We start from the raw sequence: 649 nt of genomic DNA on the forward strand, positions 1-649 counted from the left end.
TTCAGGTCGGATTCTGCAAGATAGCCCCGCGATGCGCCAGCCTGCCAGTAAGTCACCTGATTGTCTTCTGTGTGCTGGCTGCCATTCAGGGGAAAAATACCGTCCTGATGGGTAGTCAACTGGCTTTGATATATCGCATTTACGCTGTTCTTCATATAGAGCGGTATACCCGCCGGGTATTTGCCAAACGCGGGTTTATCCCGCTCCACATGTTCAGAATTACTCAGAAAGCGCGGCAAGTCATCAGTGGTAACGCACTCAATATGCACCTGATAGCGCCCGTTATAACCGCCATCCTTCGGTGCCTGATAATACCCCAGATGCCCGATAGCATCCCCGGACCGTATCGGGTACGGCGTCGGGCAGACCACGGTATCAAACTGCATCGTCTCTTTTGCCGGAGGCAGCAGATTACTCCACCATGCCGGGCGCTCCGGCCCGTTATGGTCCGGCAACAGATTGCCGTTATCGCACACCACCCAGAGCAGGTCCCCGGCGTTCAGGTTCATTTTATCGGTGATACCTTCCACCAGTGACACGTGCGCATACCGTCGCCCGCGAGCGGTCATCTGTGCTGCCGGGTCTGATTTATTCCAGTTCACGCGGGTACCGGGCTTCAGTGTGGTGGCGGTCCATTGCAGGGTATCGT

At 55.8% G+C, this 649-nt stretch carries 1 pseudogene; it reads right to left on the bottom strand.

The features are described from left to right. Positions 1-649, bottom strand: a pseudogene (locus AC3G3F_RS23845) (hypothetical protein); the annotation flags it as partial.

This window comes from Salmonella sp. FC25216 (assembly GCF_057751355.1).